Source organism: Enterococcus montenegrensis (assembly GCF_029983095.1).
Taxonomy (GTDB): domain Bacteria; phylum Bacillota; class Bacilli; order Lactobacillales; family Enterococcaceae; genus Enterococcus_C; species Enterococcus_C montenegrensis.
This window is the reverse complement of record NZ_CP120467.1, coordinates 926514-944746: the sequence shown is the minus strand read 5'-3', so window position 1 is coordinate 944746 and position 18233 is coordinate 926514. Positions and strand designations below refer to the sequence as shown.

17 protein-coding genes and 4 pseudogenes are annotated in these 18233 nt (G+C 37.4%); 1 reads left to right on the top strand and 20 read right to left on the bottom strand.

Annotation, left to right across the window (positions count from 1 at the left end; translation table 11 throughout):
• Positions 1 to 240: 240 nt before the first annotated feature.
• From P3T75_RS04605 to rpsP, 19 genes and pseudogenes are all read right to left on the bottom strand, one after another.
• A pseudogene (locus P3T75_RS04605) lies at positions 241 to 1554 on the bottom strand (NAD-dependent succinate-semialdehyde dehydrogenase); the annotation flags it as partial.
• Positions 1539 to 2672, bottom strand: coding sequence for a DNA (cytosine-5-)-methyltransferase (dcm, locus tag P3T75_RS04600; RefSeq protein WP_282462334.1), 1134 nt, complete (start codon positions 2670 to 2672; stop codon positions 1539 to 1541). The pseudogene P3T75_RS04605 and the gene dcm, both read right to left, overlap by 16 nt.
• An 89-nt stretch (positions 2673 to 2761) precedes the next feature.
• Positions 2762 to 3385 (bottom strand): PIN domain-containing protein, encoded by a 624-nt coding sequence (locus P3T75_RS04595; protein WP_010740283.1) that lies wholly within the window; start codon positions 3383 to 3385, stop codon positions 2762 to 2764.
• Positions 3378 to 4130 (bottom strand): ImmA/IrrE family metallo-endopeptidase, encoded by a 753-nt coding sequence (locus tag P3T75_RS04590; protein WP_010740284.1) that lies wholly within the window; start codon positions 4128 to 4130, stop codon positions 3378 to 3380. The genes P3T75_RS04595 and P3T75_RS04590 overlap by 8 nt, the downstream gene beginning before the upstream one ends.
• A gap of 13 nt (positions 4131 to 4143) precedes the next feature.
• On the bottom strand, positions 4144 to 4473 hold the full coding sequence (locus tag P3T75_RS04585) for a helix-turn-helix domain-containing protein (RefSeq protein WP_051104514.1): 330 nt from the start codon (positions 4471 to 4473) through the stop codon (positions 4144 to 4146).
• A 136-nt stretch (positions 4474 to 4609) separates the two neighbouring features.
• A pseudogene (locus P3T75_RS04580) lies at positions 4610 to 4843 on the bottom strand (hypothetical protein); the annotation flags it as partial.
• Positions 4844 to 4963: 120 nt separating this feature from the next.
• Positions 4964 to 6823, bottom strand: a complete 1860-nt coding sequence (gene ltrA / locus P3T75_RS04575; protein ID WP_002297361.1) for a group II intron reverse transcriptase/maturase — start codon at positions 6821 to 6823, stop codon at positions 4964 to 4966.
• Positions 6824 to 7555: 732 nt separating this feature from the next.
• Positions 7556 to 8644 (bottom strand): annotated as a pseudogene (locus tag P3T75_RS04570) (FtsK/SpoIIIE domain-containing protein); the annotation flags it as partial.
• A pseudogene (ecbA, locus tag P3T75_RS04565) lies at positions 8642 to 9607 on the bottom strand (MSCRAMM family collagen-binding adhesin EcbA); the annotation flags it as partial. The pseudogenes ecbA and P3T75_RS04570, both read right to left, overlap by 3 nt.
• 79 nt (positions 9608 to 9686) lie before the next feature.
• The gene (locus tag P3T75_RS04560; protein WP_010740290.1) at positions 9687 to 10349 is read right to left on the bottom strand and encodes a hypothetical protein; all 663 of its coding nucleotides are present in this window, start codon (positions 10347 to 10349) and stop codon (positions 9687 to 9689) included.
• A gap of 370 nt (positions 10350 to 10719) precedes the next feature.
• On the bottom strand, positions 10720 to 11067 hold the full coding sequence (gene rplS, locus P3T75_RS04555) for a 50S ribosomal protein L19 (RefSeq protein WP_071864872.1): 348 nt from the start codon (positions 11065 to 11067) through the stop codon (positions 10720 to 10722).
• 131 nt (positions 11068 to 11198) lie between these two features.
• Entirely contained in the window at positions 11199 to 12461 is a 1263-nt protein-coding gene (locus tag P3T75_RS04550) for a TIGR00341 family protein (protein ID WP_282462332.1), read from the bottom strand.
• A gap of 217 nt (positions 12462 to 12678) precedes the next feature.
• Complete coding sequence (gene trmD, locus P3T75_RS04545) at positions 12679 to 13416, bottom strand: tRNA (guanosine(37)-N1)-methyltransferase TrmD (RefSeq protein WP_282462331.1); 738 nt, start codon at positions 13414 to 13416, stop codon at positions 12679 to 12681.
• Positions 13406 to 13927 carry a ribosome maturation factor RimM gene (gene rimM / locus P3T75_RS04540; protein ID WP_206904821.1) on the bottom strand — a complete coding sequence of 174 codons (522 nt, stop codon included), beginning with the start codon at positions 13925 to 13927 and terminating at the stop codon, positions 13406 to 13408. The genes trmD and rimM overlap by 11 nt, the downstream gene beginning before the upstream one ends.
• Positions 13928 to 13990: 63 nt before the next feature.
• Positions 13991 to 14524, bottom strand: a complete 534-nt coding sequence (locus P3T75_RS04535; protein ID WP_206904823.1) for a DUF3267 domain-containing protein — start codon at positions 14522 to 14524, stop codon at positions 13991 to 13993.
• 225 nt (positions 14525 to 14749) lie between these two features.
• Positions 14750 to 15553 (bottom strand): hypothetical protein, encoded by an 804-nt coding sequence (locus P3T75_RS04530; protein ID WP_282462330.1) that lies wholly within the window; start codon positions 15551 to 15553, stop codon positions 14750 to 14752.
• A gap of 121 nt (positions 15554 to 15674) precedes the next feature.
• Complete coding sequence (locus P3T75_RS04525) at positions 15675 to 15938, bottom strand: hypothetical protein (RefSeq protein ID WP_206904833.1); 264 nt, start codon at positions 15936 to 15938, stop codon at positions 15675 to 15677.
• A gap of 111 nt (positions 15939 to 16049) precedes the next feature.
• Positions 16050 to 16295 (bottom strand): KH domain-containing protein, encoded by a 246-nt coding sequence (locus tag P3T75_RS04520; RefSeq protein WP_206904836.1) that lies wholly within the window; start codon positions 16293 to 16295, stop codon positions 16050 to 16052.
• Positions 16296 to 16306: 11 nt separating this feature from the next.
• Positions 16307 to 16579 (bottom strand): 30S ribosomal protein S16, encoded by a 273-nt coding sequence (gene rpsP / locus P3T75_RS04515; protein WP_016171544.1) that lies wholly within the window; start codon positions 16577 to 16579, stop codon positions 16307 to 16309.
• A gap of 255 nt (positions 16580 to 16834) precedes the next feature.
• On the opposite strand from rpsP, the gene P3T75_RS04510 reads away from it, so the two are divergent.
• Positions 16835 to 17389 carry an NADPH-dependent FMN reductase gene (locus P3T75_RS04510; protein ID WP_206904840.1) on the top strand — a complete coding sequence of 185 codons (555 nt, stop codon included), beginning with the start codon at positions 16835 to 16837 and terminating at the stop codon, positions 17387 to 17389.
• Positions 17390 to 17554: 165 nt separating this feature from the next.
• Here P3T75_RS04510 and P3T75_RS04505 read toward each other — a convergent pair whose 3' ends face one another.
• Positions 17555 to 18127 carry a DNA-3-methyladenine glycosylase I gene (locus P3T75_RS04505; RefSeq protein WP_282462329.1) on the bottom strand — a complete coding sequence of 191 codons (573 nt, stop codon included), beginning with the start codon at positions 18125 to 18127 and terminating at the stop codon, positions 17555 to 17557.
• Positions 18128 to 18233 lie beyond the last annotated feature (106 nt).

Here is an 18233-nt window from a genome sequence, read left to right as displayed (position 1 = left end):
TTAAAAACGCATCATAAATATTTCCTATTTGTAGGAAATATGATACCAATACCTTATCCTCTATATAGTGATTTTAGATTTCATATGAAATTATAAGTCTTACCAAAGTAAAAAATCCCGTTATAAGCCGAGTACGCTGCCTACAACGGGAAACTTTTAGAGGTATTTTTTTCAAATCTTCTGTTTTGAATTCAATATACCCTTCATAGTAATAGTTGGCATATTTAAATTCTATGAAATTTAATCCACTTTAACTAACCCACCAGCAACATTGTTCAAATCCGGATGGCTTGCTGTAACAATAAGCTGTTCATTGACAAACGCCATCAAACCTAGTTCACTCATTTCTCGACCATAGCCAGAGTTTTTAACACCACCAAAGGGCAATTCTGGTAATGATGTCATAAAGTTATTAACAAAGACCATTCCAGTTTCGATTTGCGCAGCGACTTCTTCCCCATGTAAGGGATCACCACTAAAGACAATTCCACCTAATCCATATTGTGAGTCATTAGCCACTTTAATGGCTTCTTCTTCACTGTGAACGCGATAAACTTGTGCCACTGGACCAAACATTTCGGTATGTGCAGCCGGATTATCGGGGGTAATATCTGTCAAAATAGTAGGCATAAAGAATTGACCTGATAAATCAATTGGTTGATTGCCATAAGCAACAGTTGCCCCAGCAGCAATTGCTTCATCAACTTGCTGTTGTAATTTTTCTTTAGCCCGTTTCGTGTTCATTGGTGCCAGTGTTGTTGCTCTATCCATTGGATCGCCGGGTTTAACGGAAGCGAAATTTGCGATTAACTTTTCTAGAAACTCATCGTATACATTATCCAGCACAATGAACCGTTTGGATGAGGTGCAAACCTGACCGGCATTATATAAACGTGCACGCCAAGCAATATCACAAACATCATTCATATTAGCATCTGCTAAAACAATAAAAGCATCTTGGCCACCAAGTTCCATCGTGTTTTTCTTTAAATTTTTGCCAGCAGCCATTGCAACAGAAGCACCGCCTCTTTCAGACCCCGTTAAAGCAACGCCTTGAATACGGAGATCAGCAATAATTTCCTCCACTTGGTCATAGCTCATAAATAAATTGGTGATAGAACCGGTCGGAGCACCTGCTTTAATCACCATCTCTGCAAATGTCTGTGCAGACCAAGGAATATTAGCGGCATCGCGAAGAATCATAGGATTGCCAACCATATAGTTCGGTGCAAAAACGCGCATAATCTGGTAGTAAGGAAAATTCCATGGTTCAACAGCTAATATGACACCGGTAGAATGCTTATAAACTTTTGCTTCACCACTTGCTCTGGTGTGCAATAAAGTTGGCGCTAACATCTCAGCAGCATGATCAGCAAAGTAATCTGCAATCATCGCACACAATTCAACTTCACCCTCAGACTCCGAAATTAATTTACCCATTTCTAAAGTCATCACTTCGGCTAACTCTGTTTTGTGATTGCGCATGTAATCAGCTACTTTATGCAAAACAATCGCGCGTTCGTTAATGTCTTCATGCTTCATTTCACGGTACAACTTAGTCTTCTGGCAATATCAAAAATGACCGGAACTGTCACAGAGTTTCCGGCCTGTTTATACAATTGACTATCTGAGTTGACTCGAGATGCACGGTCAAAGACCCAATCCGGAAAGCCCTGAAGCCGCCAGCACTCTCTTGGCGTAAGTTTCCGAATTTGATACTGATCCGTGACGATTGCTTGTTGATCTCCTGTTAATAAAGTATGAACACTTTGTTTCCCCAGACGACCTCGGCGACTTGTGGAATTAGGAAAAGCCAGGTTTACACTGTCCCCTGGCTTCACCTCTTGGTATTCTGTTTTATTTTTTCGAATCATAATCTTCGTTCCACCTTGTTTCGTTGATAAGGTGGGGGCTGTTCCAGTTACTTCATAAACGCGATTGCCTTGTTCAAAATTTCCCGGCAACATCCCCGCCACCGATATGCCTTCATTTGCTGGTAACGCAATTTTGCTTCCTTCATCGCCTGTTAAGGTTGGGGCAACACCATCTGAACCATAAACTTGTCCACCCATTCCGCGATTGGATGGATTGATATTTACCAAGTTTCGGATGTTTTGATCAGATGTTGTAGACGATCCAATGATAGGAAATACTTGTTCGGTACATGCGTCTCGAGAATGTCCGATAAGGAAGACCCGCTCGCGGCTTTGGGGAACGTAGGCCTTTGAGTTAAGCACTTGCCATTCCACATCATACCCCAATCCATCCAACGTTCGGAGGATCGTCTCGAACGTAGCCCCTCCTTTGTGATTGAGCAATCCCCGGACGTTCTCAAGGAATAAAAGCTTAGGTCGGAGAAGAGCGGCGAACCGAGCGATTTCAAAGAAGAGAGTACCTCGAGTATCGGAAAATCCTTGCCGCTTTCCCGCAATTGAAAAAGCTTGGCACGGAAAGCCGCCGCAAAGGATGTCAACTGGTCCGAGTGATCGAACAAACTCGTCTGATACACTTGTAATGTCATGCATTTCCACCTCCTTCCTTGTATCATGGATTGCCTTATAACTCCGCCGGGCAAATTCATCAATCTCACAAAAGCCGATACACTGATGGCCTGCTTGTTCCATGCCTAAGCGAAAGCCACCAATACCGGCAAATAAATCTAGAAAATTCATAACTCACCTCATTCATTCCATAGAAAAAAGCCAAGAACATTTTGCTCTTGGCTTTGAACTGTTCTATTCTTTTTTAGCGATTGAAAAAATTACTGCAATCGCTTATCTAACTGCTCCATTTTTTGCTTTCGTACACCAGGTGTCTCTCGAAAAATATGACCGAAAAATTTCCGAACATCCTTCCGACTAGCAATTTCATTTTTATAACAATAGAAACAAAAATCTTCTGCTGAATCTTGTATGATTGGCAAGTCTGCTTCATCCGTAGAAACACAATAATCTTCTTGTTCGACAATTTTGCGAATGTCAAAATCATTGCTACAAATGATTTGCGCACTAATCATCATACAAGCAGCTAGAGTTGCAATTTCACCTAAATCTGTTGTTGATTTAACTCGTTCACCTGCTTCAATAGCAGTTAAGCGCATTTGACTAAAAGCATCTTTTACATCTGATAATCGCTCTTGATAAATATCAAATTCTAATTCCGAAAGAATTATTCTTGGTTCAAATAATTTCCATCGACCTGTTGATAGAAAAGTTTCAATTTTGCTTTTTATACTAGGCAAAATGAGTTCGTTCAAAACTTCTTGATGAATATAAATTTCGCCATATAACTGATCCATCCATTCAAAAACATCTGCTTTCTGAAATTCTGCGGCGAACATTAGCATATTTGAATCGATGAAAACTTTATTTGTTCGATTAGTCATCAGGGTCCCAATTATCGACAATTTCTTGTCGTTTTTTCCAATATTGTTCTGCTTTCTTTGCGTCAACATGTTTAACCAAATTCGCCGCTGTTTCTAAAGTAAGCTCTTGTTTATTAACTTTCTCATCTACTTCTTGTAAAAAAGCATGAAATTGTACAAAGCTATCTGCTTTATCTAAAACACTAGGAACCAAATCAATCCGTTCTCTTACCTGAATCCATTCAGCTTCTTCTCGTGATTTTAAGTCTGAAGATAATTTATACCCCAACTCAACCAGCCTTCTAGTAACCGCTTGATAAGGCATAGAAGAAAGATCGGCAATTTTAAAAACTAAGCGTTCATCATCTTTTTTAAAATTATTCTTAATATTTTTCAATAGATTACTAGGCAACATTACGACTGCTGCAAAATGATCCGCAGCTCGTTCTTGATCAATTTGCTTTTCGCCTATTGCAATTTCACCCGATTCAAACTGCAAGTGCCATAACTCATGGGCCGCACTATAATAACGGACTCTAAGGGGTTGATTTGTGTTAATTGCGATAATATGCCTTCCATTTAAATGAAGAGCTGCTCCAAAATAACTAGGATCGTCAACACTTTGATATACAAGATAGGCGCGATCTGCCAATATTTGCTCAATATCCCCACCTAAAAAAATCTCTCCACCAACGTTATCCGCTAAAAACTTTACTGCATAAGCTTCTGCTATAGTTTCAGATAAATCCTTCAATTGCGCATCCATCTATTCAAAACACCTACTTTGCTAATAACTGGACAAAATGCTCTGAATCTAATAACAATTGATCCAAGGCGCGTTGCCCATTTTCATTAGATATTTTCCCTCTTAACGAATAAACCAGTTGAGTACAAGTCTTTTGGTCTGAACTAGCCAGTTCAGCAATAGAAAGACCTGTGATTTCTGAAATTTTAATAATATGAGTAGTTTGAAGTTTTCGAGTACCGTTGAAAATTTGACTAATTAAGGATTTAGCCACTCCCATTTGATCGGCTAACCACGCTTGTGAATAATCGTTCTTATCTAACCAATTTTTGACATTCATAATTGTATTCTTATCGCTTCTCATGATATTCACCACCCCTTCATCCTCAGTATAGCACTTTTTGTGAACATTCACAAAAAAACGAATCTCTATTGTGAACGATACTGGTGTCATTTTTTAGCTTAAGGCCCTTTTACTTTACAAATAACTCGTAAAAAATTCACTTCCCTTTACTTTTCGAAAGTAGATTTTGTTGAATAATCTTCTGGATACTCTCTAGAAAGTTATACCCTTTTGGAACTAATGGCGTGTAAAACTCACTAATCACACTCCCACCTGTATCCACATACCCTCGCCCTTTGATTCGTTTCATAAAGAAATTTTTTTCAACCTCACCAAACATCATGGAATACCCAAGCTCGCTCATGCGACCTAAAGCCACACGAAAATTAAATAGCGATAGGTAATCCTTTGATGTCATCTCCAGATTTTCCCCCGCTTCACACCGTACATGAAACTTTCACTTCATACGGCGTTCCATCAAAAGAATGTTAAGTATGATATATTTTTCAAGTTAAACTGTTAAAACACTATTACCAGCTTTGACACGTAATTCATTTAGTTTTTCTATTTGTTCATTGGTTAGATTTAATACATTCAGGTATTTGTGTATGATTTTTTCTTCGATAGCATGGACTAATGCGTGAACATTTTTGTGAATAATAATGAGGTTGCTGTATTTGTCTGTACCCTGTTGTTTTACTGGTACGATATGGTGGCAATGGATTTCTTCGTATTCGAGAAATTTACCCGTGATAGCACATTTTCCCTTTTGAGCAGAATATTTAGATATTCTGTTATCCACAAATTCAATACTTCTTTCATAATTACTATTTCTCATCATGTGAAGTAAAAGGGCTAGGTCTAATTTTAATTTACTGTGTATCTTGCTTCGTCCACTTTCAGTGTACTTGCAAGTTCCCTCTGATAGGGGGACAGCAAGTCTAAACTGAACATAGTTGAGCGGTACAATTGGCACATTATTCAACCATCGCATTTCTTTACTTTTTCCATACTTCGATTTGATAAATGTATTTAATATCTTTCCATGTTTCTTTGTCGGCAGTTTGTGATTGATGAACGGTTTTAGTGTATAGGCTATTTTACTGCAATCGAGATTTACACAGGTTGCAATTCCATAATATTGATGGATTCCAATCACCATAGAATTATATAATCCAATTTCTTTTGCTTGTTCGCAATGATTCTTCGGTCTGGCAACTTTACGTAATTGTTTCTTTAATTGGATTTTAACTCTTGTCATTGATTTTTTGCTCATATGACTTTCGACTACGTATTTTTTACCTTTCTTGATTAGCTTTAATTCAAATCCTAGATATTCTGATTTACCTTTTTTGAGATTGACAATTTTGGATTTTTCTTCGCTAATTTCAAGTGATAACCGTTCTTTAAGCCACATTTTCGTTGCGTGAAATATTTTATCTGCATGACTTCGTTTTCTACAAAAGATTTTGAAGTCGTCAGCATACCGAACAATGTATATTTCTTTTAAGTTTGTTCGTCTTAATGCCCGATACTGATTAGTCTTATCAATGCCTTTGCCTTTATCTCGCCTATCCATAATCTTTTCTGTCTCAATCGTGGTATTTTGCCATTGTGAAGCAACCCACCAATCTAATTCATTCAATATGATATTAGATAGTAAAGGGGATAGGACACCACCTTGAGGTACACCTTTTTTAGGGTGTTCGACTTTACCGGTTGGTAGGACTATAGGAGCATTTAGCATGGATCGAATAATACCTAATAGCCATTTATCACGGATTCCAATCGTCCACATTTGACGCAAAAGTTTAGAGTGATTGACATTATCAAAGAATCCTTTAATATCAACATCTACTACAAAGTGTAGCTTCCCCCTATTTGCCAGTCGATTGCAGGTAGCAATCGCATGATGTGTGGAACGGTTTGGTCGAAATCCATAACTATAATTGTGAAATTTAGCTTCGCATATCGGTTCTAAGACTTGTAAAATACACTGTTGTATTAACCTATCCCAGATTGATGGAATGCCCAGAGGGCGTGTTTTTCCATTTGGTTTGGGAATTTCTACACGTCTAACTGCTCGTGGTTTGTAACAGCGAAAAAGAACTTTAACCTCAGTTAGAAAGGTATCTTCTGACAGTGTTTTAATGTCTCGAATACTTTTCTTATCGGTACTCGCTGTATAACTGCCCTTGTTATTCTTGATATTTCTGTATGCTAGTCGAATATTTTCATCACTCATAATAATTGTCATGAGCTCTGTAAAAACTTCTTTTTTATCACTTTTTACATACAGTTCATCAAATATTTGTGTCATGCCATAGTATTCACTATGACGAAGTGTTTTATTTGTTTTTACTTTATTCATAGCACCACTACCTTTGTTTACTTAGGTTGTAGTGTTTATTTTGTCTTACTCGATTCTATGAAATACATCATTTAATTAACGATTTCTTTTGACTAGTGGCTATTCCTCCGATATATTTCTATATCCTCATTGGTACTGTGCCACCACTTTCACTGGCATAAATGTGCTTATTATTCTTCGTCACAAATGTTTCAATGGAATATAGTTTCCTCCACATTGCCAGCTTCCCATGTTTCGATATTTTTATCTTTATATATACTTTTAGGTGCTTGCTTTGAACCTGTATATTTCCAATGCCTGTAACATTGCATGGTTGTTCATAACCAATAATCTTACTAAACCACAACATACATTCTGTTCCGTTGATACGGTAGAATCCTGTACATTTCTATACAGTCCGTGTATAGATTCTTTCATTCGCAAGTTCGTCAGTAGTATTACTTACATTCTCACCGTGAGTATTTTATAGACCTCCGACCTATAGGTTACATCATTCACCTCTGAACAACTTTCGTATATGAATTTATCATATTTACGGTAACTTTCAGCCGACTTCACCGAGCTTCTGACCATCTAACAGCTATATGTTAAACAGCCAGTCGGAGTATTAAGGGAGCGTTTCAGGGCGTTACCCCATCATTCCACTGCTCAAAATATCAGTTCTCCTTAAAAGGAAACTTATGTTTTCTTCTTTTAAGTGCCTAACCTTTTCAGTTAGAAACATGTCGCACACTGATCGCGAATCCCATCTCCTAAATATTTCGCATCCGGTCTTTGACACGCCAGAATCAAAAAGAAACCAGACTGACGACCTAACATCACAATTTGTTTGAGCTTGTTCAAAATTACTGCACTTTCTTTCGTCGTTAACATTTCCATATATGCGACATATTCGTCAAAGATTAAAAAGTTGGGCGGAAGACCAAGATAGGCATAATTCTCTCCTGTTTTGTAGTTTGGCATTTCTTTCATCGCCTTACTACGAGCCATCATGCGTTCATAGAAATCCTCCACACACACCGAAATCTCCTCCTTTTGAGAATACACGTGGGGCATCACTGTTGCCAAATCTGCCAGGTCCGCATTCTTTGGATCAAGGACAAATAGTTCGGCATCAGATTTTAGTAGCGCCTGAATAATCGTGAGTAAGAAATAGGTCTTGCCTCCACCAGTGCCGCCAGCGATTAACATATGCGGCAAGGAATCATAGGCCCACACTTGATTTTTCATCAATCGTAAAGTACCATTTTCTGCCACCACCTCCTCAATCCCAATCCGATTGGCAATCATATCATAAAGCAAGGTATATTCCACATAAGAATCTTTGAGTTCCTTTTCCACTAGTTCACAGTACAGCCCGCTTTCCAATTTCTTTTCCAACTTCAAGAGCTGATCTTGATATTTACCAAGTGAAATTTGAACACGAATGGAAAGTAACCCACCCTTCATCCGATAATAAATTTTGGGGAAATAGCTGATGGTCTCTTTGGTTCGATTATTATTGAGGTCTTTGAAAAAGCCCTCGCTTTGAGTCTGTTTTACTTCATACCAATGGTTTTCTAGAATCATTCGGGCTAGCTTCTGCCTGTGCCACAAACTCCGCCAATGATCGTGAAAAAAGTGAATGTAAAGCAAGAACATGCTTCCTGAAAGTGCTAGACTTCCCAGTAGACGGACTAAGCCCTTCATAGACCAAGCAATTTCAGCTGTGGAAAGGGATAGACTAGAAAAATCTAGCCACCTAAGCTCTTGAAAATAAAAGATGACCATCCAACCAATGAATACAGTGATTAGCCAGCCAAGAACAAAGTGATAAACCAATGTCGCTACTCCGTCTTTATCCGTTGTGACATCTTTTTCCGGTAAAGCTTTTCCAAAATTCAAATGGAAAACCGTTCCCGGTACCACGTCGCCAGATTCCTTATCAACTTTCTTGATTTTTAAAGAACCTTCTGTTTCCACATCAATTTTGATTGTGTAGGTATTGGGCTTATCAATCGCCCCCGCCATCAAGGTCTGTTGGCCCGCTTTTTTGTAAGCCACAGGCGTTCCGGTACCGGCGGATTTCTTTAGCGTTAACACACCGCTCTCTTTTGAATTGGCATTTGGGGTAATCACTAATTGATTGCCATTCACCCGATAATCAATGTTGGCGGTATTTTCGACAACCTCATCAAACTCCGATAAATTCAAGCCATTCGTATCGGTCACAGTTGCCGATTGACCTAACACAGTTTTCACCGTGGAGTTATGGAAGCTTGGTTTCTTCTGATAGTCGGCGATTGCTTGATTAATTTTTGCTTCAATGGCGGCGATATTTACGGCACTGCCATCGGAACGTTTGATGGAGTGAAGCGTGTAGCCATTGACTTCTTGCCAGATCATCTTCTGAGCCACAATATGGGTATCCACATCCGTGCCGGCATTCTTCCACAATACAGAAACTAGTTTTGCTTTTTCCGGCATAGATGGTAATGGATTCTTCTCATATCCAGGAGTGTACTCATTGTAAATCGGCACCCCTGGCTCAATACAGAAAATATCTTGTTTCACACCATTGTAGACAGCATAGTGCGGAACGGTGACTTCTGACATAGGACGGCCGTCACTAAAAGTGCCTTCAACAGCATATTGATGTGCTAAATCCAGTTCAACCGTCACCGTTTGTGGATGGGTGATTTTCTCGGCAAAAGCAATCATTGGACTAATTGATCCCCCAAGTGTTTGACCTAATAAAGCTAACGCCGCAAACAAGCGCCAATTCTTAAATCTTGGCTTTTTCATAAAATAAATCTCCTTTCGTTTTTGGGTAATAAAAAAGACGTTCAAATTTTTAGTTTTGAACGTCTGATTTAGAGTGCTACTATTTAGTTTTCTTTGTTTTAGATAAGTTGTTTCTCTGTTTATAGATTTTGATTCTTCGATAATCAAACCCTATCTCTGCCATTAATTCCTCCCAATTTTTATTTGTTCTTTTCATTATTGTATCAACTGACGGCAGCCTCGGTGATTGAACGAGTTTCCGAAATTTCGTCATTGATAAATCATCCTGTAGTTTTAATCGGATTATTTCATTTTTTAATTCTAACATCAGTTCGAAATCAGTAAATCGAGGACTATCATTTTTTTCTTTAAAAAGTGGACGTATATCTCCTAGTCTCTTTTTAACAGTACTAAGTGAAGGGATATCCTTCCCTACCGATTTTTGTTCGTACATTCGTTGGGAGATTATCTTCTCACACTTAATAAAGGATTCTACTATTTCCAATAATTCTTGTTCTGACATTCTAGCCCATTTCCCATAACCAGTATTTTCTCGTCCTATACTAATCAACAAATTCTCCCATGATCCATATTTTTTATTAATAAACCACATACTTGGTGCCGAATTTGGATTTTCTGATAGTTTCTTCTGGTATTGACGACTAGATTTAATTCCATGTTTTTCGATGAATTCATTAATTGTTAAAATCAGTTTTAAATCACTTTGATTTTTCCAAATGATACGTCCATCATTTTGCTTCACGATAAAAACTCCTAATAATTATTTAGATAGAAGCCTATCACATCAACTTTTTAGTAGAAAAGTACATGTTTTGTCTTTTTTGCTAGTAGCTGACCCTTTGAGAAACTTGGGTTCAAAAGTTGCTAAATTCGGTAAATGTTTTGGTATTTTTCGTATTATATTTGTCGTCAAGCTGACTACTAAATTTTGCCCTATTTTGACGACACTGATAGTCAATGTCGGACAATCTAGGACAATTTAGGGGAATATGGGTGAAAAATGAACCAAAACAGCCAAAAATGGCTTAAAACTGTGATAGAGAAAAAAGAAAAAGCCCTTGATATACAAGGACTTTTCACAGATTTCAGATTTCCAAGGAAGTTTTCCGTGTTTATCTTCTGATTTCTTTGATACGAGCAGCTTTCCCGTGTAAAGCACGCAAGTAGTACAATTTTGCACGACGAACTTTACCGTAGCGAACTACTTCGATTTTAGCAACACGTGGTGTGTGCAATGGGAAAGTACGTTCAACGCCAACACCGTTTGATACTTTACGAACAGTGTAAGTTTCGCTGATACCAGCACCGCGGCGTTTGATTACAACACCTTCAAATAACTGGATACGTTCTCTTGTACCTTCGACAACTTTCGCATGAACACGAACAGTGTCCCCAGGACGAAAAGCAGGAATATCAGTACGTAGTTGTTCTTGAGTTAGTTCTTGAATCAATGGATTCATTTTTATCATTCTCCTTATTTCCAAACAATCATAGGATGACACACCCCAGCGGATTATCGTAATAGTTGAGTGAAACACTCACTAAAGTATACTACCATAGATCAAATCAGGATGTAAAGAAGATTTTCTTGTCATTTTCCTTTTTTTATGACGTTTTTAATGGCATAGTCGCTATTTGCAATTAATTTATCTAAAGTAGCTTGTATTTGTTCTTGTTGCTCTTTTGTCACCTCTGAAGCGATAGTAACGATTATTTGCCCTGTCTCTATTTTATTGGTAGTTAACCTATCTGTTTTAACCTTTATTACCTGAGTTGCATAGTCAAGAAAAAGTTGGCGTTTAATTTCACTTAGTGTTTCAGTTAATGACGCACTTTCAGCCTGATTCGTAACGACTTTGGCTGCATTTTGATTTTGTAACTTTTGATCAATATAACGGTCAATGTCTTGCATGTTAACCGTTTCGTTATTTGCCACTTGATTGATCACCAACTGATAATCCTCTAAATGATAATCACTAAGTTTTTTAGCCAAATCTTCTAATTCGGCTCCTGCAGGCTTAGTTCCCAATAAATCTAAGGTTAACTGATGTCGCTTGCCGTCAATATTTTGATTTAAAATATAGTAATCTGCCATCGCTTCAGCGACAAAACGTTTAGCCCTTTGTTGCGACATTTCAGTTTGAATTAGCGTTCCTGCTGAGATAAAACTTGGAATGGCAATGAGAACTGCAGCCCCTATCATCATATAATGGCGGCGTCTTTGCTTTGTAGTATCCACCTGCATCCGAAAATTCAAATGCAATACCCGTACGACAATAAACGTTGTAATCATAATAAAGGCAACATTAACTAAAAATAAATAACCGGCTCCCAAAAAGATTGACCACGCTTGGGTATAAATACCATACCCCATCACACACAGTGGCGGCATTAAAGCTGTAGCAATCGCAACACCGGGTACGATATTATTGGCTTCTTTTTGTCTAGCACCAATCATCCCTGCGGTTCCACCTAAAATTGCAATTAGTGCATCCCAAATCGTTGGTTCTGTTCGAGCCAAAATTTCACTGCTAGCATAAGTTAAAGGAGAAAACCAAAAATAAAGCGTTGCTGTTACAACAGCAAATAGCGCCTCTAAAACCAATAGGCGTAATGCTTGAATTGTCAGTCGACTATCAAAAACTCCCAAACCTAGCCCTAAGCCTTGAACTGGTGCCATTAACGGCGAAATGAGCATTGCACCAATTAAAATCGGTTGTGAATTCATATTTAAGCCAATTGAAGCAATAAAAATGGCACAAATCAAGATGACAAAATTTTCTTTTTTGATATTGATACTAGCAGAAATCTTTTCATAAAGTTCCTCATTGCTTAGCACACTACTTTTCGCCATAAAAAGGACTCCTCTCATCAAGATATCTCTTTTAATTGTACCAAGAGAAAAGTTTTTTATGAAATTTAAACTTAACATCAAATTTTATTGAGCATATCAATTATAAAAAACACACCGATAAAAAAAATCAAAAAAACTCGTCATTCACTGTGGTTGCTCTATACAACCAACAGTAATTAACGAGCACACACTTAAACAAGGTTGACTTTTAATACCTTTACGCTTCTTCTTGTTTAATTTCAGCTAATAGCTTTTCCATTTCTTTTGTTAAAGGAAATTGGGCTAGCATATCGGGACGACGCAAATAAGTACGCCGCAATGATTCTTTTAATTGCCAAGACGCAATCAACTTGTGATTGCCGTTCATCAAAACTTCTGGTACTTTCATTCCCTCAAATTCGGCTGGCCGGGTGTATTGCGGATGCTCTAATAAACCTGTGGAATGAGAATCCGTTTGAGCCGAGGTTTCATTTCCTAAAACATCAGGTAATAAGCGAACTGTGGCATCAATCATGACCATCGCCCCTAGCTCGCCTCCAGTTAGAACATAATCCCCCAAAGAGATTTCATCTGTCACTAAACTCCTAATTCGTTCATCATACCCCTCATAATGACCACAAATAAAAATTAAATGGTCTTCTTTGGAAAACTCTTCTGCTACGCTTTGATCAAATTTTTTGCCCGCAGGATCTAGCAAGATCACTCTTTTTTTGACAGTTGGTGTTTTTGCTTCGATTACTTTTAAGTTGTCGTAAATCGGCTGTACTTTTAAAAGCATCCCCGCGCCGCCACCATAAGGATAATCATCTACTGTTTTATGTTTATTATTGGCATAATCGCGAAAATTAGAAACATTGATCTCCAATAATCCTTTGTCTTGCGCTTTGCCAATAATAGATTCACCCATTGGTCCTTCAAACATCCGGGGAAATAGCGTTAAGACATCAATTCTCATCGTCGATCAACCCTTCTGGCAGTTCAACATTGACCACACCATTGTCCAAGTCAATTCCTGTCACAACTGACGCGATATAAGGAATTAGGGCATCTTTTTTACCTTTACGTTGTACGACCCAGACATCATTTGCACCCGGTGATAAAATTTCTTTGATTTTGCCAATTTCTTGCTTATTTTCATCCAAAACTGTCAATCCAATAATTTGATGATAATAATATTCATCTTCTTCCAAATTAGCTAAATCTTCTTTGTTCACTTTTAAAATACCATCGCGAAAATTTTGGACATCATTAATATTAGGGTAACCTTCAAAAGTTAATAGATCAAAGTTTTTATGGCGGCGATGACTTGCTACAGTCAAGCTTAAAGGAGGCATACCTTCTTTGAATAAAAGCAAGGTTGCCCCTTTTTGATACCGTTCTTCGGGAAAATCTGTTAATGAGATAACACGAACTTCGCCACGGATCCCATGGGTATTGACAATTTTTCCTACATTTAAATATTCCATTTAATAGCCTCTTTCTCTCAAGTAGAATTTCTGATTTATTTTATCACGGTTACTGCTTGTTTTCTAGCCTACTTCGTGAAAGGTCAAGCCAACCTCTGTATCTTCTACCAATAAATTTTTAGGGGTCTTTAAAAGGAGATAACACCAATAAAAATCACCCGCACATGCCCCGCTATGGGCTGCCACTAAAAGACGTAGCCATGCATAAGGCCAAGTATTCATAATCAGTAACAAGCCAGTTGTAAGCAATACAAATGGGGCAATACTAATCATGAAAAATTGCCATTTAGGATACAGTGAACCAGGACTTGTAGCATAGGCCATACCATTTTTAAAACCAAATTTTACTTGGCCTTTCAAATTAAAGATTTTGAAAAAAATACCATGGATGCCTTCGTGAATAATGACAATCACCAAAAAACTAATAATAATTGCGCCAATTTCTAGTAAAAATGAGATACTTTGAAAATTATGCTGATTAAATGGCGGCAACAACAGCACACCATAACAAATCGCCATAATTACCAAGGCAGCTATGTTTAACTTTTTGATAACTTTTTCATCTTCTAAAAGATTTAATTCACGATAAACTTTCATTTTGTCTCACCACTTTTTTAATTACCATTTCCACATAACTTCCCAAATGTATTTTTATTATAACATTTTTAATTTTACTCAGAAGCAATTTCTTTTCTACCAACATTAGCTTTTTCATATTTAGAGTCAATAAAAGCTCCACGAACGAAGAAATTGCCGCCAAAAATTTAACTTTAGCAGTATTGATTTCGTTTGTAGAGCATAAAGTTCGCCGTATTTTATTTTTTATTTATTCATAGAAACTGCCATCTCCAAGGCAGGAATTGTATCTTCATGGGTGACAGTATAAACCGTTTTGTCTGCTTGCCAGACGACCTGATTGCTTTCATAACCATTTTGTGCCATATCAATGGTAATTTGTCCAACACTTTTTGGTGCAGGTAACATGGCTTTTTCTAAATAATTTACCACTTCTTTGGCTAAGGCTGTACCATCTTGCCCATTAACATTACTTGCCCGCAGCACAATCGACCAGTTGCCTTCTTTCCAATTTAAATAAGTTGAGCCTGCCGCACCTTGACTATAGGCGGTAATATCATGACCCAAGTCCACTTTTTGGCCTCCATCATCAAATTGGTAGTTGACCGCCTTTTTAGCGGCATCTTTACTGGCAAACTGCTCCATTTTATAACGGGCAAAGGGTGTTTGCTGGTTTAAAGATTGATCGTTTAAAACCAGTGGTGTATCCATAATATAATACAAAACCGCCAAACTGTCTTTTTGCTTATCCATCGCAATATTCAAAGCACGATTTTCATCCCGCGGAATATTAGTTGGCAGTAAGGTCTTCGGATTTTCTTTTTTTAATTTGGCTAAGGCGTCAGCCTTTTTCTCACTTGAACTTGATTTCGTCGTGTTTTTAGTACTTTCACTTGACTTTGTTTTTGTTTCAGAATTTTTATCTGTTGTCGTAGTGGTTGCGTTTGTTTGTGCTGTACTTTTATCTTCTTCACTATTGGCAGCTGGTGTTTTACTTGCACAAGCTGTCAGGGTTAAAAGTAAGGCCCCCAATAAAATTATCTTTTTCATTTTAATCCTCCAAATTTAAGACATAAATTTTTGAGCGATTCCAATCAATCAAAAAAAGATTATTGATTAAAATTAAGCGTACTCAATTTGAAGACAATTGACAATCAATACGACTTAAAGGCTACCCAATCTTATCTGAAACCCAGTTACTAACATTATGAAACGTTTCTTTAACAAAGTCTACACTACTATTTAAAACAGAATCAATTCCATCGGCATTAATGTGTGTAACTGTTTGATTAAACCAGTTGGCAATATCGTCTTTGAAAATCCATACCAAAAAAATTGCCATAGCTAGCCCTAAAAGACGCCATAAAAAGGAGCCTAATTTAAAAATAATAAACAAAATAATGATAATTGCTACAATTACAAGCCATTGTGTCATCTTTTTTTCCTCCTGACTTTTCTTTTATTATCTATCAGAAAAGATTTCTTGTCCTCCGTCTTGAGTATGAAAAAAAAGACAGTCCCAAAAAGGAACTGCCTTAATCTTTATCTACTTTCCATCTAGAATGTTTAGACGGACTTTTTTGGTACCTTCAGTACGTACACCGTAAACAATTGTACGAATAGCTTTGGCTACTCGCCCTTGTTTGCCGATAATACGACCGATATCTTCTGGTGCCACGCTTAAATTATACTCATAAAAGTCAGCTGACTCTTCAACATTAAGTTTAACAAGATCAGGCTGAGTAACTAACGGACGAACAATCGTCAAGACTAAATCAGTTAAATCAGTCATCATTGGTCACCTTATTTCGTATATTTTGCTTCGTGGTGTTTTTTCATAACGCCTTGTTTTGAAAGGATGTTACGAACAGTATCAGAAGGTTGTGCACCTTTTTGCAACCAATCAAGTACTAAATCTTCTTTGATTGTTACTTCTGCAGGGTCAATCAAAGGATTGTAAGTACCTACAGTTTCGATGAAACGTCCATCACGAGGAGAACGAGAGTCTGCTACTACGATACGGTAAAAAGGTTTCTTTTTAGAACCCATACGTTTTAAACGGATTTTTACTGCCATTACAATTCCACCTCCATATAATTTAATCACAAGAGGTAGTTTAACAGGTTTTTCACTTGGTGTAAAGAGTTTTTTCTTTACAGCTAAAATAAAATTTTTTAAACATTCATTTAAAGAATTTCCACTAGCTCCAATTAAAAATAGCGTTCGTTTTTTAACAAGACTTATCTTTTGTTTTTTTCATACTTTTCTTGTTATGATTGTTGTAACGAAAGCATTTATCACAGTTATAAAACTATAGGAGGAATATGATTTATGAAAACAATTGGTTTTATCGTCGGTAGCCTACGGAAAGATTCTTACAACTTAGCCGTTGCCAAAGAATTTGCAAAATTATTGCCCGCTGGTTTTGAAGCAAAGTTCATTGAAATTTCAGACTTGCCTTTTTACAACGAAGATTTGGAAAATGAAAACGATATGCCCGCAAGCTGGAAACGGCTACGAAGTGAAGTGGCTACAGTAGATGGCGTCTTCTTCTTTTCACCTGAATACAATCGTTCTGTCCCTGCCGCTTTAAAAAACGCCTTAGATGTTGGTTCACGTCCGATGGGTTCTAGTGTCTGGGGTGGCAAACCAGCTCTTGTGGTTACCGCTTCTCCTGGTGGCATTGGCGGTTTTGGTGCCAACCATCATATCCGTCAATCGCTTGTCTTTTTAGACATGCCAACCTTGCAACAACCAGAAGCTTATATTGGTGGCATTCATAATCTTGTTAAAGAAGATGGCTCGATTATTGAAGATACGGCTAAATTCTTCCAACTAATCGTAGATAAATACATCGCCTTCTTCAATAAATTAACGGCTGAATAATATTTTTTTGGTATTAGTTAGATAGTAAAAAAAGATTGCCAAACTATATTTAAAGACCTGTGACTATTAGTGGTCACAGGTCTTTTTGATATCTATCTATCGTACTTTACGAGCTATTATTTCATTTTGAACACTTCAGTTTTATTCTTTTAGCTACAGTAAAAATCACAGCTTTTCTTGTACTTCTTCGTGACGAAAACAAATTGTAAGATGATCGTTTACAATCCCCACAGCTTGTAAGAAAGCATAGATAATTGTACTGCCAACAAATTTAAAGCCTCGTTTTTTTAAGTCTTTGGTAATTTCATCGGAAAGTGGTGTTTTTGTTGGTATTTCTTCACTCGTTTTAAAATAATGCACCACCGGTTTGCCTGCGACAAAGTGCCACAAATATGCTGAAAAACTTCCCCACTCTTTTTGAATTTGTAAAATGCAATTTGCATTGTTAATCGCCGCTGTAATTTTAAGCCGATTTCGAATGATGCCAGCGTTACCCATTAAGCTTGCAATTTTCTCATCATCAAAAGCAGCCACTTTTTCAATTTCAAAATTTTCATAGGCCTCATCAAAAGCAACACTTTTATTTAGAATCGTTTGCCAACTTAACCCCGCTTGATTACTATCCAAAACCAATTTGCGAAATAATTGCTGATCATCATATTCTGGTACGCCCCAGATGACATCGTGATATTCTTTCATTGCCTGATTACCAGTTTCGGCCCAGTCACATCGCTTCATGTTTATTCTCCTTGCCTCATTTTTCTTTATTTTAACAGATAAAACAAAAAACACTTGCTTTTTCTAGGTGTACTACATATACTAGTACACACGATGAAGGTCATTA

What these genes read in the sequence shown, in the direction of transcription:
- trmD (WP_282462331.1), bottom strand. Translation starts at nt 13,416, where the DNA reads ATGAGAATTGATGTCTTAACGCTATTTCCCCGGATGTTTGAAGGACCA.
- P3T75_RS04595 (WP_010740283.1), bottom strand. Translation starts at nt 3,385, where the DNA reads ATGACTAATCGAACAAATAAAGTTTTCATCGATTCAAATATGCTAATG.
- P3T75_RS04510 (WP_206904840.1), top strand. Translation starts at nt 16,835, where the DNA reads ATGAAAACAATTGGTTTTATCGTCGGTAGCCTACGGAAAGATTCTTAC.
- rpsP (WP_016171544.1), bottom strand. Translation starts at nt 16,579, where the DNA reads ATGGCAGTAAAAATCCGTTTAAAACGTATGGGTTCTAAAAAGAAACCT.
- P3T75_RS04550 (WP_282462332.1), bottom strand. Translation starts at nt 12,461, where the DNA reads ATGGCGAAAAGTAGTGTGCTAAGCAATGAGGAACTTTATGAAAAGATT.
- P3T75_RS04530 (WP_282462330.1), bottom strand. Translation starts at nt 15,553, where the DNA reads ATGAAAAAGATAATTTTATTGGGGGCCTTACTTTTAACCCTGACAGCT.
- rplS (WP_071864872.1), bottom strand. Translation starts at nt 11,067, where the DNA reads ATGAATCCATTGATTCAAGAACTAACTCAAGAACAACTACGTACTGAT.
- P3T75_RS04535 (WP_206904823.1), bottom strand. Translation starts at nt 14,524, where the DNA reads ATGAAAGTTTATCGTGAATTAAATCTTTTAGAAGATGAAAAAGTTATC.
- P3T75_RS04505 (WP_282462329.1), bottom strand. Translation starts at nt 18,127, where the DNA reads ATGAAGCGATGTGACTGGGCCGAAACTGGTAATCAGGCAATGAAAGAA.
- P3T75_RS04525 (WP_206904833.1), bottom strand. Translation starts at nt 15,938, where the DNA reads ATGACACAATGGCTTGTAATTGTAGCAATTATCATTATTTTGTTTATT.
- ltrA (WP_002297361.1), bottom strand. Translation starts at nt 6,823, where the DNA reads ATGAATAAAGTAAAAACAAATAAAACACTTCGTCATAGTGAATACTAT.
- P3T75_RS04590 (WP_010740284.1), bottom strand. Translation starts at nt 4,130, where the DNA reads ATGGATGCGCAATTGAAGGATTTATCTGAAACTATAGCAGAAGCTTAT.
- dcm (WP_282462334.1), bottom strand. Translation starts at nt 2,672, where the DNA reads ATGAATTTTCTAGATTTATTTGCCGGTATTGGTGGCTTTCGCTTAGGC.
- P3T75_RS04585 (WP_051104514.1), bottom strand. Translation starts at nt 4,473, where the DNA reads ATGAGAAGCGATAAGAATACAATTATGAATGTCAAAAATTGGTTAGAT.
- rimM (WP_206904821.1), bottom strand. Translation starts at nt 13,927, where the DNA reads ATGGAATATTTAAATGTAGGAAAAATTGTCAATACCCATGGGATCCGT.
- P3T75_RS04520 (WP_206904836.1), bottom strand. Translation starts at nt 16,295, where the DNA reads ATGACTGATTTAACTGATTTAGTCTTGACGATTGTTCGTCCGTTAGTT.